Below are 15,789 nucleotides of genomic sequence, written 5' to 3' on the forward strand. Positions count from 1 at the left end.
CCTTATTTTAGATCAAGAATTGGCATCTATCAACTTTAGCTCTTCGTCCGTGAATTGCAATTGTTCCAATGCGCCTATATTTTCCTTAAGTTGGTTCGTGGAACTTGCTCCGATAAGCACCGAAGTCACATGCCGTTGATTCAATAACCAAGCAATCGCCATTTGTGATAATTTCTGTCCCCTTTGATTTGCGATTTCAGCTAGATTTTTGATTTTAACCAAGTTGCGTTCAACTTCCGAGACGTCCAAATAGGTAAAATCCTTGGCTGCCCTTGAATTCGAAGGAATACCATCTACATATTTGTTTGTGAGCATGCCTTGGGCCAAAGGTGAAAAGGTAATACATCCTACTCCCTCGTTCCCCAAAGTATCCAATAGGCCATCTTCGACCCAACGATCAAAAATGGAATAACGCGCTTGATGCAGTATAAAAGGAACCTTCATTTCCTTCAACAAACGACTTGCTTCGGCCGTCTCTTCAGGTTGATAGTTTGAAATACCCACATACAAGGCCTTCCCTTGACGAACAATATCCGATAAGGCAATCATGGTCTCCTCCAAAGGAGTATCTGGATCTGGTCTATGGTGGTAAAAAATATCCACATAGTCCAACCCCATCCTTTTTAAGCTTTGGTCCAAACTGGAAATCAAATACTTCCTCGAACCTAAATTCCCATAAGGCCCCGGCCACATGTCATAACCCGCTTTTGATGCGATGAACAGTTCATCGCGATAGGGTTTAAAATCTTTTTTATAAAGCTGCCCAAAATTTTCTTCCGCGGAACCATAAGGTGGCCCATAATTATTCGCCAGATCAAAATGGGTAATGCCTAAATCAAAGGCACATCGCAATATTTCCCTTGCGTTTTGCAAATTGTCAACGAATCCGAAATTATGCCATAAGCCGAGGGACAATGCAGGCAACAGCACACCGCTTTTTCCGCATCGATTATATTTCATGGTTTCATACCGCTCTGCTGCGGCATGGTATTCCTTTACCCCTGATTTATCGTTTATCTCCATAACCCATGTTTATACGCTAATAATTTGAAATCCAATGGAATGACCTTTACACAAGGCAAAATGTTTGCCAATCGTATTGGTCGCAACCCTTTTAGATATGCAATGCCCTATCGGCTGTTGCCGCTAAGGCTGCTTCTTTAACAGCCTCTGAATAGGTCGGATGTGCATGGCTCATTCTTGCAATGTCCTCTGCGGACGCCCTGAATTCCATCGCTGTTACCGCCTCACTGATCAAATCGGCACAACGTGCACCGATCATGTGAACACCGAGTACCTCATCCGTCGTTGCGTCGGCAAGTATTTTTACGAATCCGTCAACATCCATACTGGCCCGGGAACGTCCCAAGGCTCGCATGGGAAATTGACCTACCTTGTATGATATACCGGCTTCCTTTAATTCTTCTTCTGTCTTGCCTACAGCGGCTACTTCAGGCCACGTATAAACAACACCTGGTATTAGATTATAATCGATATGTGGTTTTTGACCCGCCAGCAATTCTGCGACCATCGTACCTTCTTCCTCGGCCTTATGGGCCAACATGGCGCCCCGGATCACATCACCAATGGCATAAATATTGGAAATATTGGTCTGTAAGTGCTCATTAACCTTTATTCTTCCCCTATCATCCAATTGAACACCCGCAGCGTCCGCTTTCAACCCGTCGGTATACGGTCGGCGCCCAACAGAGACTAAACAATAATCGCCTTTGAATACCATTTCCTCTCCCTTTTTGTCATCTGCTTTTACAATGACCTCATCACCCTTTCGCTCAACAGACTTCACTTTATGGGAAAGATAGAATTTTACCTTTTGTTTTTTCATCGACTTCATCAGTTCCTTTGACAAGCCCGCATCCATGGTCGGGATTATGCAATCCATATATTCAACGATGGAAACCTCTGCACCTAGACGTTTATAGACCTGACCCAACTCCAAACCGATGACCCCACCACCGATAACGATCATATGTTTTGGAATCTCTTTGAGTTCCAATGCTTCCGTTGAGGTAATAACACGTTCCTTGTCCAATGTAATGAAAGGCAAGGAAGAAGGTTTGGAACCTGTGGCGATTATGGTATTTTTCGCCATAATGGTTTCCGTACTCCCATCGTTTTTGGCTATGTCGATGTGTGTGGCATCCTTAAAACTACCAATCCCTTCGTACACATCGATCTTATTTTTATCCATCAAAAACTGTATTCCCTTGGTGGTCATATCGACAACACCTTGTTTCCTTGAGATCATTTTCTCTAGGTTCACTTTGATTTCCCCGGGAATTTCAATACCATGCTCCTCGAAATGTTTTACGGCATCCTCATAATGGTGTGAAGAATCCAACATAGCTTTTGAGGGAATACAACCCACATTAAGGCAAGTCCCGCCCAACGTGCTGTATTTTTCAATAATCGCTGTTTTCATACCAAGTTGGGCGCAACGTATGGCAGCTACATACCCCCCTGGACCAGAGCCGATAATGGCCACATCATATTCAGTCATACTGTTTATAGATTTTAGTGTCGAACAAAATTAGCACTATTTTCCGATTTTAAAGCGGTATTCGCGTCGTATGCTTTACTTCATTGATGACAAAGGAACTCTGGGTACTCCCTATATGGTTCAAAGCCGTAAGCTTTGTCACCATAAAATCCCGATAGGCTTCCATGTCACGTACATAAATCTTTAGAATATAATCATAATCCCCACTGGTATGATAACATTCCACCACCTCGTACAAGGCTTGTACTTCTTTTTCAAATTGGAGTACATAGGCCTTGGTATGCTGCACTAGCTTAACATGACATAGCACCACGAAGGCCCTGTCTACCTTTTTCTTATCGACCAGGGCAACGTATTTTGCAATGACTCCGGTTTTCTCCAATCGCTTGATGCGCTCATAAGCAGCTGTAATGGAAAGGTTGAGATGAAGCGCATACTCCTTTGTGGTCTTTTTGCTATCCTCCTGCAATAGACCAAGAAGCTTCCTATCGATTTCATCTAATTTCATTCGGAATGATTTTCTTTAAAAATGCAATACAAGCACAATATATAATTTATAAATCTAAAATTATCATAAATACTAGATGTATATTCTAAGTATTTCTATTTAAGTTGAATATAAAATAATAATGGTTTATTTTTAAGGTATAAAAGCCAATCCTTATGGAAAAGAAAGCATCCGATAATTTACAGGACCTACAATACTTTGGGGAATATGGTGGTGTCAATCCATCGATCTCAGATTCATCGACCTATACTTTTTTGTCCGCAAAAACCATGTTCGACACTTTTGAAGGCAATACGGAAGGTTGTTATTTGTACACCCGGCATTCCTCACCTTCCAATTTATATCTGGGGGAAGCCTTGGCGGCCTTGGAGGGGACCGAATCAGCCAATGTAACTGCCAGTGGCATGGGTGCCATTACAGCGGTTATTATGCAGCTCTGCAATGCCGGTGACCATATCGTGAGCAGCAGAACGATTTACGGTGGAACGTATGCCTTTTTGAAGAATTTCCTACGAAAATTCAATATTCAGACCTCCTTTGTCGATATAACCAGCATTACAGCTGTTGAAAAAGCCATTACCCCAAAGACCAAAATGATCTATTGTGAATCGGTCAGCAACCCCCTACTTGAGATTGCCGACATCAAAACCTTGTCGGTATTGGCGAAAAAATATGGAATTCCATTGGTCGTTGACAACACCTTTTCACCGCTTACCGTTGCACCGGCAAAACTCGGGGCAGAAATCGTTATACATAGTCTAACAAAATTCATCAATGGCACCAGTGATTGCGTTGCTGGCGTAGTTTGTGGAAGCAAGGCATTCTGTCTTGCCCTGAAAGATGTACACGATGGGGCGGGAATGCTTTTGGGAAGCACATTGGATAGTCTGAGGGCAGCCTCAATCCTAAAGAATATGCGAACACTTCATATTCGCATGAAGAAGCATAGCGAAAATGCACATTATTTGGCCGAAAAATTTCAAAAAGACGGATTAAGGGTCGTGTACCCCGGTCTCAAGTCACATGTAGGTCATGAGAAACTCAAAAGTTTTATGAACCATGAGTTTGGCTATGGAGGACTAATGACCATAGACGTAGGGTCACTGGAAAAGGCGAATGAGCTCATGGAGCTCATGCAAAAGAAAAAATTAGGGTATTTAGCCGTAAGCCTTGGCTTTTACAAAACCCTTTTCAGCGCTCCCGGAACATCAACATCTTCTGAAATTTCATTGGAAGAGCAAAAAGAAATGGGATTGTCGAATGGTTTGGTGCGATTTTCGGTTGGTTTGGACAATGATATTCACAGAACCTATGATATGATGCGTGCCTGTATGGAAGAACTCCATATTCTTCCATATAAAACCACAGTGGTCTAGAGCACTTTTCAATAGGGTTTGCAGAACAGTTGGCAAAATCGTAATATTACGACAAACCAAAATTTAGCCAATGTCGGAAAACGAACCCAATGAATACAGACAGGATGAACATATAGTAGCTAATAAAGAGCTGAACATCTGGGAAGCGTTAATTCCCGTAATTGCCTTGGTCGGCATGTTAGCCTATAATGTGCATGTCTTTGGCGATGAAGCCGTTGGTGGGTCCAATCAGTTTATTCTTCTACTCGGGGGTGCGGTTGCCGCTATCGTTGGTTTTTTCAATAAGGTTACCTACAAAAGCATGTTGGCCGAAGTGGCCGAAAATATTAAATCGACAACAGGCGCCTTACTTATTCTTTTAATGGTCGGTGCCTTGGCCGGTACTTGGTTGGTAAGTGGTATCATCCCTGCCATGATCTATTATGGCCTGCAAATCTTGAATCCAACAATTTTCTTGGCAGCCTGCGTTGTCATCTGCTCCATCATATCGATAGCCACAGGTAGTAGTTGGACCACCTCTGCCACCGTAGGAATTGCCCTGATCGGAATCGGTGAGGCCTTGGGGGTATCAATGGGCATGACTGCCGGTGCTATACTTTCAGGGGCTTATTTCGGTGATAAAATGTCTCCATTGAGCGATACCACCAATTTGGCACCAGCCATGGCCGGTGGAGACCTATTCGACCATATAAAATATATGTCCATGACTACGGTGCCTACCATAATTACAACGATTATGGTTTTTATTATACTTGGCTTCGTTTTGGATACCACAGGCTCTGCAGATACCGCATCCATATTAACTGATATAGATGCCACGTTCAATATCAACGGTTGGCTTTTCATTGTTCCTATGATCGTGATCCTCCTGATTATCAAAAAGACCCCTCCCCTGGCAGCATTGTTGATTGGCACTTTATTGGGTGCGGTTTTTGCCTTGATCTTTCAACCCGATATCGTTGCCGGAATCACGGGCTCCGAAGAACTCACCTTTGAATCTGGTTATAAAGGGATATTAACGGCCATTACCGTTAAAACAAGCGTAGCCACTGACAATGCCGCACTGAACGATCTTTTTACGGGCAAGGGCATGGAAGGCATGCTGAGTACGATATGGCTTATTCTATGCGCTATGTTCTTTGGAGGTGTTATGGACGGTATCGGAGCGCTTTCCCGCATTACGAAGTCGCTTTTAAATATGGCGAAAACTACTTTTGGGTTGTTCGCAAGTACCGTCGGTAGTTGTCTTGCCTTGAATGTTACCGCCTCAGACCAATACCTGGCCATTGTGGTCCCGGGAAAAATGTTTTCCAAAGCGTATGCCGATAGAGGCCTTGCCCCTGAAAACCTAAGTCGTACCCTAGAGGATTCGGGCACGGTCACTTCAGTTTTGATTCCTTGGAACACTTGTGGGGCCTATCATAGCGGTGTTTTGGGTGTAGGGGTCGGTGAATACTTCACCTATGCCATCTTTAATTGGCTCAGTCCGATCATGACCTTGATTTTTGCGGCTTTTCAGATCAAGATCAAGCAACTTAGGAATCATTGAGCTGAACTTCAACACAAGAAATTCTGAAAGGATTCGTACAACAAGGTGTTGATTACATAGATTCTAGGGAATTTATTGGAATGCCATCAGTGCCCTTGGCGCATATTAATGGACTTTTTTAGTCGATAATCATTCCGAATGAAGTATATATTTTTTAATTTCACAATTCATTTAAAATAGAACATTATGGCTACTGTAACACTAAAAGGAAACAAAATACATACCCTTGGCAATTTACCTTCCGTTGGAAGCCCCACCCCTGACTTTAAGTTGACCATGACCGACTTGTCAACACGTTCATTATCAGAATATGAGGGCCGAAAATTGGTGCTCAATATTTTCCCAAGTATCGATACCGGAACCTGTGCGGCCTCCGTGCGACAATTCAATCAAGAAGCAGCCGAGTTGGAGAACACCATCGTACTCTGTATCTCGAAAGATCTTCCTTTTGCACAAACCCGTTTTTGTGGTGCCGAAGGCATTGAAAACGTGGTTATGCTTTCGGATTATAAGGATGGCGGATTTGGAAAGGCCTACCAAGTTGAATTTACCGATGGTCCCTTGCAAGGATTGCTCTCTAGATCAGTCGTGGTTGTCGATGAAAAGGGAAAGGTGGTTTATACAGAACAAGTTGCAGAAACCGTAGACGAACCAAATTATAAAGCTGCTTTGGAAGCGTTGATGGATGCCTAAGGAAAGCTTCTTTCAAAATAGAATCCGTGGTGTGGGGTTTGCCCTGAAAGGGGCACTGCTTTTGATAAAGTCCGAGGCGAGTATAAAGATTCAGGTAGTTATCGCAATTGTGGTCACCGGCTTCGGATTCTATTTTGAAATATCCCCTACCGAATGGGTATTTCAGATTTTGGCGATTGGCCTAGTTCTGGGTATCGAAGGGTTGAATACGGCTTTGGAAAAGCTATGTGATTTCGTGCATCCCGATTTCGATGATAAGATCGGTTTTATCAAGGATATTTCTGCCGGCGCTGTAATGCTGGTATCCCTTGCGGCAAGTATTGTAGGGTTGATCATCTATCTTCCGAAAATCTTTTAAAAACATTACTGGCTTTGGCTTAGACTGTAAATTTGTATTTTTGCCCCAAGAATTTATCCATTAATGGCAAAAAAAGGTAGGAAAGTAAAGCCCAAGACCCCAAAGAAGGGCTTTTCTTTAAAATTATCAAAACAAAATAAAATAATACTGGGAAGCCTTTTAATGCTTTTCAGCATTGCTTTGTTCTTCTCATTTGTTTCCTTTTATTTTACATGGCAAGATGATCAAAGTCTCCTGACGGAATTCGCCAACCGCAACGAACAAGCTAAAAATCTACTGAATAAATTTGGGGCGAGTATCAGTCACTTCATAATGTATAAGGGTTTCGGACTGGCATCTTTGATATTTCCTTTTCTGTTGGCCTATACGGGATTATATATGTTTCTCAATCTAGAAAAGCAGGGAATCCTCAAGAAATGGATTTGGGGCTTGGTCTTTGTGATCTGGATATCGATCACGCTAGGCTTTTTTGCCATTGACAAGCCTTTGTTAGGCGGTCTCATCGGTTATGAAATGAACGATTTTTTACAGGACTATGCGGGTAAGATCGGCGTTTTATTGCTTTTGGTTTTTGGGTTGATCTTTATTTTGGTCAGATTGTTTCATTTTACGCCAGAAGATTTCATGAATTATTTCATGGCGAAAAAGGAATCCCTGGCTTCAGAGTTCAAAGGTACTGGCGCCGATGTTGGTTCAACCTTTGAATTTGAAAAGGAAGATGAGGCGCCGGTCATCATTGATACCTACACCCATAAAAAGGATATTCCCCCCTTGGAAAAAGAGATCAAAACAGATGATTTTGAGGTCAATATGCCTTCGGAAGAGTCTATTGAAGAAGATGTATTGGCCATGGAGGTCGAGAAAATCGTTGAAGAAAAAGAGGAGGCAACCAATTTCGCCGATAAATTAGTCGATGATTTTGGGGAGTTCGATCCTACTTTGGAATTGGGGAATTACAAATTCCCGACCATTGATCTTTTAGATCAACATGGAGCCTCAGGAGGAATTACCATTAATCAGGAGGAGCTCGAAGAAAACAAGAACAGGATTGTTGATACCCTCAAGAATTATAAAATAGGTATCGCGCAAATAAAGGCGACCATTGGACCCACGGTTACCCTATACGAGATTGTCCCAGATGCCGGTGTCCGTATTTCCAAAATCAAAAACCTTGAAGACGATATCGCCCTGTCGCTAGCGGCCTTGGGCATTCGAATCATTGCGCCCATCCCCGGCAAAGGCACCATAGGTATCGAGGTTCCCAACAAGAAACCTACCGTGGTTTCCATGCGTTCCGTCATTGCATCAAGCAAATTCCAAAAAGCGGAGATGCAATTGCCCATCGCCTTTGGAAAGACCATCAGTAATGAAACCTTTGTGGTCGATTTGGCGAAAATGCCCCACTTGCTTATGGCAGGTGCAACAGGTCAGGGGAAATCGGTCGGATTGAATGCGGTTATTACGTCCTTACTCTATAAAAAGCATCCTGCCGAGGTTAAATTCATTCTGGTGGATCCCAAAAAAGTAGAGCTTACCCTGTACAATAAGATCGAAAGGCACTATTTGGCCAAACTTCCCGATTCAGAGGAAGCCATAATAACGGACAATACTAAGGTCATCAATACCTTGAATTCCCTTTGTATTGAAATGGACAATCGATATGAGCTTTTGAAACTGGCCATGGTGCGAAACATCAAGGAATACAATGTCAAGTTCAAGTCCCGTAAATTGAATCCTCATGATGGACATAAATTCTTGCCTTATATCGTTTTAGTAATCGATGAGTTTGCTGACTTGATCATGACCGCAGGCAAGGAAGTAGAGACCCCGATTGCGCGATTGGCACAATTGGCACGGGCCATTGGCATACATTTGATCATTGCGACCCAAAGACCTTCGGTCAATGTGATCACGGGTATCATCAAGGCAAATTTCCCGGCGCGTATTGCCTTTAGGGTCACCTCAAAAATAGATTCTAGAACGATTTTAGATACCCAAGGGGCCGATCAGTTGATAGGACGGGGCGATATGTTGTTTACCCAAGGTAATGAAGTGACCCGTATACAATGTGCCTTCGTCGATACCCCAGAGGTAGAAAAAATCACAGCTTACATTGGCGCTCAACGAGCATACCCACAGGCCCATGAGCTTCCTGAATACCAAGGTGAGGATTCTGGCACAAGTATTGATTATGAGATAAGCGAAAGGGATAATATGTTCAGGGAAGCGGCCGAAGTCATCGTAATTGCACAGCAGGGATCGGCCTCCTTATTGCAACGAAAATTAAAACTGGGCTATAATCGTGCGGGTCGTATCATCGATCAATTGGAAGCCGCAGGTATCGTAGGTCCTTTCGAGGGCAGCAAAGCCAGACAAGTATTGGTTTCCGATATGATGGCATTAGATCAATTATTGAATAACGAGTCAAATTAAATTTTAATGAAAAAGATAGTTTTTGTAGCAATCGCATGTATTACATTACAGATGGCCAATGCCCAAAATTCTGAAAAGGCAAAAGCACTTTTAGATGACGTTTACAATAAGGTTCAAGGGTATGACAATATATTTGTGGACTTCAAATGGGTATTGAACAACAAGGAAGCAGGGATCAATGATGAAACGAGGGGTGACGTGACCATGCAAGGGGATAAATACCTCGCCAATTTCTTTGGGGCCCACCAACTTTTTGATGGCAGTAAGGTCTATACAATCGTTCCTGAAAATGAGGAAGTGACCATTGAGAATAAGTCAGATGACGAGAATACCATTACCCCTTCTAAAATGATGACGTTTTATAAAGAGGGGCATCGATATGCATGGGACATCCTGCAAAACGTAGAGGGAAGAAAAATTCAGTTCATAAAATTGACCCCCATTGATACCAATACCGAATACAAGTCGATTTTATTGGGGATAGATGCCGAAACCAAACACATCTACAAGGTGATCGAAACTGGAAAAAACGGTACGTTGACCACCATTACTGTTAATTCTTTTAAAACGAACCAACCTTTATCAAAAACCTTATTTACATTTGATGAGGGCAAATACAAGGACGAGGGGTACTACATCATCAATAATTGAGTTTGGGGTCATGAAGGTACGCTCTGCCCAAGCGGATCTTAGGGAAATTGCACGTAAAAAAAATAGCACATATCCCTTCCTATTTACCAGAGTGCGGTACGGAACAGATGCGGACCAATGAAAGGTTTTTTTATTAAATTAATGCAACAACCTTGAGAATACTAGATCAGTATATTTTATCGAGATTCCTTTTCAACTTTTTTAGCTCGTTTGTTATATTGATGTTCATCTTCATATTTCAAACGATTTGGCTTTTTATAGATGATTTGGCGGGCAAGGGACTTGATATCATCATCATAGGTAAATTTCTTTTTTACCTGATGCCCAATTTAACCGAAAAGGTACTTCCTCTCACAGTATTACTTTCCTCGATATTGACCTTTGGCACCCTTGCCGAAAATTATGAATTCGCGGCCATGAAGGCTTCCGGTATTTCATTACAAAGGGCTATGTTGAGCCTTATTGTCTTTATCACCTTTTTGGGAGGTGTAACCTTTTATTTTGCCAACAGTGTCATACCAGCTTCGGAACAGAAAATTTACAACCTGAGACGAAACATTGCCAAAGTTAAACCTGCTGTTGCGATAGTTGAAGGGGTCTTCAGTGATTTCGAAGGTGCCGATATGAATATCAAGGTCGATAAAAAGTATGGTGAAAACGATCGTTTTCTTGAAAATGTCACCATTCATTTAAAGTCAAAGTCCAAAGTGAATTCTACCGTGATCAAGGCGAAAAGCGGGGAGTTGAAAAGCAGCGAATCCTCCGATATATTGCAATTGGTCCTATATGATGGCAATTATTATCGCGATTTGGATGAGAGTACCACGCAGAGCAAGAACAATTATCCTTTTGCAAATGCGCATTTTGAGACCTATACGATGAATATAGACCTTTCCGAATTCAACAATGTGGATATGGATGAGGAACGGGACACCGAAACCGAAAAAATGAAAAATGTAGCCCGTCTGGCCAAGGATATAGATTCCTTGAAAAACGACAACCTAAGAATAGTGGGGGCCTTTTCAAAGAACATTCAAACTCGGGTCGGAGCCTTTATAGAATTACCGGTGGAAGATTCGACAAAGATCGTTCAAAATGAAAATATGCAGGAAAAATATGGAGCAGCTACCAGTATACGCACGGACAGCATAAAACATGATAGTATAAGGCCCGATAGTATCAAAACCACCCAAGATATCGTCGATCTTTATCAAGATTGGCAAAAAATACAGATAGTGGCCTCTGCCAAGACCAACGCGACCAATTTATTGACGTCTATACAAGGTAAAAAGAACGAACTCAACAAACGATACGAAATCTTCAACAGACACATTTTATCTTTACACAAAAAGTTCGCCTTGGCGCTCTCCTGTATTATCCTGTTTTTTGTAGGCGCTCCTTTAGGGGCCATAATTCGTAAAGGCGGTATTGGTCTACCGATGGTCATTGCCATCATTTTGTTCCTTACGTATTACTTTATTGGGGTGTTTGCCGAGAACTATGCAAAAAAGAATGTGATCAACCCGATCATCGGGGCATGGTTATCCACGATGATAATGTTACCTTTGAGCATTGTTCTCACAAAAAGGGCAACTGCGGATCGTGGGCTGATGAATTTGGATGGATTCGTTGAATTTTTTCAAAAAATATTCAAAAAGAAAGATAAAGATTCAATTACGATGTAATGATTAGCATGGAAAAAAAGATACAATTAAATACCATCGAAGAAGCGATTGAAGCCATTCGCAAGGGCGAGGTAATCATTGTGGTTGATGATGAAAATCGCGAAAATGAAGGCGATTTCATTGCGGCTGCCGATAAAGTAACCTCGGGCATGATCAATTTTATGGCCCAACATGGCCGGGGCTTGATCTGTGCCCCATTGACCGAAGACCGATGTAAGGAATTGAAACTCGATATGATGGTACAGAACAATACGGTGCTCCATCAAACCCAGTTCACGGTATCGGTAGATTTAATAGGGCAGGGTTGTACGACAGGAATTTCAGTCCATGATCGTTCCAAAACCATCCTTTCACTTGTCGATAAAAACACCAAACCCCATGATTTGGGGCGGCCAGGACATATTTTTCCGTTAAGGGCAAAAAATGGGGGGGTACTTCGTAGAACTGGACATACCGAAGCGGCCATAGATATCGCAAGGCTTGCCGGCCTTAATCCTGCAGGTATTCTTGTTGAAATATTGAATGAGGATGGTAGTATGGCCAGATTGCCACAATTGATCGAAGTCGCCAATAAATTTAATCTCAAGATCATATCCATCGAGGATTTAGTGGCCTACCGAATGGATCATGATAGTCTAATTGAAAAAAAGGAGGATTTTGATATTACTACCCGTTTTGGAAAATTCAGGTTACGTGCCTTTCAACAGACCACCAATAAACAAGTACATATTGCCTTAACCAAGGGAAATTGGGATGTGGATGAGCCAATCTTGACGCGAATCACTGCTTCCATGGTAAACAATGATATCCTTGGTACCTTAACAAATAATCCGGACCAAAGGTTACAGGAAATATTCAATACGATCAATAAGGAGGAAAAAGGCGCCTATGTTTTTATCAACCAAGAATCCCAGTCACTAAATCTCTTAAAGCGATTGAAAGAGCTTAAAACATTACAATCAGAGGGTGTTTTCAATGCCCCTAAAATTGAAATGGATAATCGCGATTTTGGCATTGGGGCGCAAATTCTTCATAATCTGAATATTTCAAAAATCAAACTTTTAACCAATTCGATGCAAACAAAACGGGTTGGCATTGTGGGTTACGGCCTAGAAATTGTGGATTACGTGAACTATTAGGACGTTATACCCTTACTAATGACTGTCGCCATTTTTGATGCACGTTCATTCACTTCAGCTTCCGACCAACTTAATTTTATCAAACAAGAAATAGTACGTCCGATCCAATGATCTGATTTGGAAAAATCGGCCTGCGTATAGTCCGGTAATTGATTTTTTACCTCTTGCGATACATTGCCCAAAGATTTCATTTGGGTCAAGTGCTCCCATTTACGATAATAGTGCCAATTGTTATCATACCAATAAAAGCAACCATCCACTTCCGCTTCCGTCAGTGATTTTTGTACGGTCTTGGCCTTTTCCGCATTTGGGAGAAAAAAGCTAAGAAAAGAATAATTCTCTACCCCCCCTTCGGGTACCTTTCTAAAACGAATCCCTTGAATGGGTTCCAAGGCCTTTCTCAAAATAGCATAATTTTTTTCTTGAATGGCAAGGAATTCATCCAACCTTCTTATCTGGGCAAGTCCAACTGCTGCATTCAGTTCAGAGATGCGGTGATTATAGCCTAAGAAAGGGTGGGTCTCCGCTCCCCTATCCTTGCCCTTATGATCATGGCCATGATCGGAATAATGGTCCGCATTCGTATAATATCGTTCATTATTCGTGATAATGCCTCCTCCTTCGCCACAGGTAATGGTCTTTACGTAATCGAACGAAAAACAACCCAAATCGCCATAGCTTCCTAAAGGTTTTCCCTTATAACTACCACCAATGGCCTGGCAGGCATCTTCCACCAATACAAGTCCGTGTGTATTGCAAAGCTGCTGTAGGGGGTCTAAGTCAGCCATCGACCCGCACATATGTACTGGCATTATCGCTTTGGTTTTATTCGAAATTGCTTGCGCTACGGCAATGGGGTCTAAGGTCAGGGTATCGTCAATATCGACCAAGATGGGAATGGCCCCTAATGCCAAAACGGCCTCAAAACTGGCTACAAACGTAAAAGTGGGTAGAATAACTTCATCCCCTGCACCGATACCGGCACTTGCCAAGGCCACCGTTAAGGCTGCCGTTCCGCTGCTGACCACTTGGGCATGCTTACTTTGCATACGATGCCTGAGGGCCGTTTCGAGTTCTTTTGCTTTCCAATGGCCGTTTCGCAGGCCATCAAAACCATAGCGCATCAAAACCCCAGATTCCATGACATCGTTAATTTCCTTTTTTTCCAGTGCTCCAAAAAGTTCAAATCCAGGCATTCTTTATATTTTATCGTTGTTCGTTATGGGTTGTCAAAGGTCTGATTTATGTACCGGTTTCTTAGATAGTGTTCAAGGGATGCTGCTTCTCACCCTTGTTTCCCTTACCCAGCATTTGCATACCTCGATGTATAAACATTGAACTGTATTCCCTATTTAGAAAATTTCAATAATACTTTCATCAACTTCCTTTCTCACTTTTTCCATTTTTGAAAACGGATCGGTTTTGGCCCTATACCCTACGGGCAATACCAGTACCGAAGTTAACCCCATTTTCCCTAATCCCAAGATCTTATCATACGCCTCAGGCAAAAAACCTTCCATCGGACAAGAATCAATTTTCGCCAAGGCACAATAAGACAAAAGGTTGCCAAGCGCCAAATACGCTTGATTGGTAGCCCATATTTTAATTTCTTCGATTTTCATCTTTCCAAAACTCTGCACCAAAGAATCCTCAAACGGTTTTAAGATGGCTTTACTAGTGCCTCGAACTTGCTTTACCCGTTCAAAATATTGGGTAATGAAAGCGGTATCAATCTTGTTTTCAATACAAATGACCAAAACGTGGGAGGCATCTTCTACCTGAGGTTGACCGTACGAACAAGGAACCAATTTTTTCTGAATATCCTTATTTTTAACCACGACCATTTTTATGGGTTGTAGACCATAAGAGGTTGCTGTTAGGTTAAAGGCATGCTTCAATCCTCCAATCTTTTCCTTGGGCAATATCCGTACGGGATCAAATTGCTTAACGGCATACCGCCATCGTAAATGTTCTATGCTTTTCTCCACTTTCAAAAATTTAATTTTGCATCCTATATATCAAAAAACCAAAGTTTAACCGCCATGATCACGACCATTACTACTAGGAACGTCTTAATAAATCCATCCCCCTTTTTTACTGAGACCCTGCTTGCCAACCACGCGCCCACTCCGTTGCCAATAGCCAATATCAATCCTACTTTCCAATTTACCTTATCGTTCAATACGAATACTGCCAAGGCGGAAAGGGAATAGATAAATACAACGGCCACTTTGGTAGCGTTGGCACGGACCAATGACATTTGGGCCACATAATTCAAGAACAGGAGTATTATAAATCCCAAACCTGCATTTATAAATCCCCCATAAATACCAAAAAAGAAAAAGGCGATAACGCTTATCCAAAGATACTTCCCTGAGGTACGCTCTTGAAACGAATCTAGGCGAATGTTAGGTTTAAAAACAATGATCAATACCACAACGATCATGATTATAGCCAATATCTTGTTGAAGGTTTCCCCTTTGATATCGACTGCTATATACGCCCCGATAATCGCCCCGAATAAAGCCGAAATACCCAAATAAAGGTTAAAGGGAAATGTTGAAACCTGCTTGCTTTTGAAACCTGCAGTGGCCATCGCATTTTGTATGACTATGGCGACCCGATTGGTGCCGTTAGCCACATTGGGCGGAAGTCCCAAAAAAATCAACACCGGCAATGACAACAAAGACCCACCTCCGGCAACAGTATTGATGAAACCAACTGCAAATCCCACGACGATCAAGAGTACAAAATGGTACCATTCTTCCATTTGACAAAAATAACTTCTTGAAAAGAATAATATCGCCTTTGGCCTAAAATATTAATGAACATTCCCTTTTTGGAATTGAAAAAGGTTTCTATATTTGCAACCGCTA

At 42.1% G+C, this 15,789-nt stretch carries 14 protein-coding genes; 8 read left to right on the top strand and 6 right to left on the bottom strand.

Features of this window, described 5'->3' with window-relative positions; translation table 11 throughout:
- Window positions 1-12: 12 nt before the first annotated feature.
- The 3 genes from mgrA to WBM98_RS01785 form a co-directional block, all read right to left on the bottom strand.
- Window positions 13-1,023, bottom strand: coding sequence for an L-glyceraldehyde 3-phosphate reductase (gene mgrA / locus WBM98_RS01775; protein WP_424364307.1), 1,011 nt, complete (start codon window positions 1,021-1,023; stop codon window positions 13-15).
- A gap of 91 nt (window positions 1,024-1,114) precedes the next feature.
- Window positions 1,115-2,521 (bottom strand): dihydrolipoyl dehydrogenase, encoded by a 1,407-nt coding sequence (lpdA, locus tag WBM98_RS01780; protein WP_424364308.1) that lies wholly within the window; start codon window positions 2,519-2,521, stop codon window positions 1,115-1,117.
- 49 nt (window positions 2,522-2,570) lie between these two features.
- Window positions 2,571-3,029, bottom strand: coding sequence for an Lrp/AsnC family transcriptional regulator (locus tag WBM98_RS01785; protein ID WP_424364309.1), 459 nt, complete (start codon window positions 3,027-3,029; stop codon window positions 2,571-2,573).
- Between the two features lie 155 nt (window positions 3,030-3,184).
- On the opposite strand from WBM98_RS01785, the gene WBM98_RS01790 reads away from it, so the two are divergent.
- The 8 genes from WBM98_RS01790 (at window position 3,185) to ribB (ending at window position 12,913) form a co-directional block, all read left to right on the top strand.
- Window positions 3,185-4,405 carry an aminotransferase class I/II-fold pyridoxal phosphate-dependent enzyme gene (locus WBM98_RS01790; RefSeq protein ID WP_424364310.1) on the top strand — a complete coding sequence of 407 codons (1,221 nt, stop codon included), beginning with the start codon at window positions 3,185-3,187 and terminating at the stop codon, window positions 4,403-4,405.
- 70 nt (window positions 4,406-4,475) lie between these two features.
- Window positions 4,476-5,954, top strand: coding sequence for a Na+/H+ antiporter NhaC (gene nhaC / locus WBM98_RS01795; protein WP_424364311.1), 1,479 nt, complete (start codon window positions 4,476-4,478; stop codon window positions 5,952-5,954).
- Window positions 5,955-6,140: 186 nt separating this feature from the next.
- Window positions 6,141-6,647, top strand: a complete 507-nt coding sequence (tpx, locus tag WBM98_RS01800; protein ID WP_424364312.1) for a thiol peroxidase — start codon at window positions 6,141-6,143, stop codon at window positions 6,645-6,647.
- Entirely contained in the window at window positions 6,640-7,005 is a 366-nt protein-coding gene (locus WBM98_RS01805) for a diacylglycerol kinase (RefSeq protein WP_424364313.1), read from the top strand. The genes tpx and WBM98_RS01805 overlap by 8 nt, the downstream gene beginning before the upstream one ends.
- Before the next feature lie 63 nt (window positions 7,006-7,068).
- A complete protein-coding gene (locus tag WBM98_RS01810) occupies window positions 7,069-9,438 on the top strand; it encodes a DNA translocase FtsK 4TM domain-containing protein (protein WP_424364314.1) in 2,370 nt (789 codons plus the stop codon).
- Window positions 9,439-9,444: 6 nt separating this feature from the next.
- Entirely contained in the window at window positions 9,445-10,089 is a 645-nt protein-coding gene (locus WBM98_RS01815; protein WP_424364315.1) for a LolA family protein, read from the top strand.
- 221 nt (window positions 10,090-10,310) lie between these two features.
- Window positions 10,311-11,774 carry an LptF/LptG family permease gene (locus WBM98_RS01820; RefSeq protein WP_424364316.1) on the top strand — a complete coding sequence of 488 codons (1,464 nt, stop codon included), beginning with the start codon at window positions 10,311-10,313 and terminating at the stop codon, window positions 11,772-11,774.
- Entirely contained in the window at window positions 11,774-12,913 is a 1,140-nt protein-coding gene (ribB, locus tag WBM98_RS01825; protein WP_424364317.1) for a 3,4-dihydroxy-2-butanone-4-phosphate synthase, read from the top strand. Before WBM98_RS01820 ends, ribB begins: the two co-directional genes overlap by 1 nt.
- Here ribB and WBM98_RS01830 read toward each other — a convergent pair.
- From WBM98_RS01830 to WBM98_RS01840, 3 genes are all read right to left on the bottom strand, one after another.
- Window positions 12,910-14,109: a DegT/DnrJ/EryC1/StrS family aminotransferase gene (locus WBM98_RS01830; RefSeq protein ID WP_424364318.1), complete on the bottom strand. Its 1,200-nt coding sequence runs from the start codon at window positions 14,107-14,109 to the stop codon at window positions 12,910-12,912. The genes ribB and WBM98_RS01830 overlap by 4 nt on opposite strands.
- Before the next feature lie 156 nt (window positions 14,110-14,265).
- Complete coding sequence (locus WBM98_RS01835; protein ID WP_424364319.1) at window positions 14,266-14,901, bottom strand: NAD(P)H-dependent oxidoreductase; 636 nt, start codon at window positions 14,899-14,901, stop codon at window positions 14,266-14,268.
- 23 nt (window positions 14,902-14,924) lie between these two features.
- Entirely contained in the window at window positions 14,925-15,683 is a 759-nt protein-coding gene (locus tag WBM98_RS01840) for a sulfite exporter TauE/SafE family protein (RefSeq protein ID WP_424364320.1), read from the bottom strand.
- Between the last annotated feature and the right edge of the window lie 106 nt (window positions 15,684-15,789).

Source organism: Maribacter sp., assembly GCF_049667165.1.
Classification (GTDB): domain Bacteria; phylum Bacteroidota; class Bacteroidia; order Flavobacteriales; family Flavobacteriaceae; genus Maribacter_A.